1 protein-coding gene is annotated in these 674 nt (G+C 43.2%); it reads left to right on the top strand.

Annotated features, from left to right (window positions below):
* Positions 1-195: 195 nt before the first annotated feature.
* Positions 196-674 (top strand): GNAT family N-acetyltransferase (locus tag R7O13_RS27480; RefSeq protein ID WP_318305277.1); only part of this gene is annotated, 479 nt, incomplete at its 3' end.

The following is a 674-nucleotide window of genomic DNA, read 5'->3' as shown; positions in this document are numbered from 1 at the left end:
CAATTTATCGTCGTACTCAAATGAAACCCTGATCCTCGAACTCCGTAGTTTGGTTCTGCCTCTGTATGCTGATTTGTACAGGGGCTTTTTTGCGTTGGTGCTCCAGAAAACAATCGTGAGTAGGCGCTTTTGTGGCTTGCCAAGCCTGTGTTTTCGCAACACACTATACGGACTCAAATTTTGGTAACCCTTAGTATGTCTGCATTTGTAATCAAAGCTGCGAGTTTTGATGATTTAGAAGTGCTCAACGATCTTATGTTCGATTTGCACGATGAGCACCATGTTCAATCCCCTGAATTGTTTAAAACTGCCGAAGAAATCGAGCAAGAGAAAAGCATTGCTCGTTACATCGATAATCCCGAGTGTTTGGTATATGTAGCGAAAGTCGGTGATGAAGTTATCGGTTTTGTCTCTGGTCACTTTTGTGAGTTAACTTCCGTTGTCAGCCAACCTGTGATGATGGGCAGTGTGGATGAGTTGTATGTGATGCCGGAATATCGAAAGCAAGGAACGGCTCAAGCTTTGCTCGATAAGATAGAATCTACCTTTATCGATTACGGCGCGACCCAAATGTTTGTTGAGGTTTGGAGTTTTAACCGCCAAGCTCTCGGATTGTATGAAAAACAAGGGTTTGGGCATCATATTCACTGTTTGCGAAAGCCCTTAAATCCATA

Source organism: Vibrio sp. Y176 (assembly GCF_033438945.1).
The sequence above is the reverse complement of the archived record's forward strand: the minus strand, read 5'-3'. Positions and strand labels throughout refer to the sequence as shown.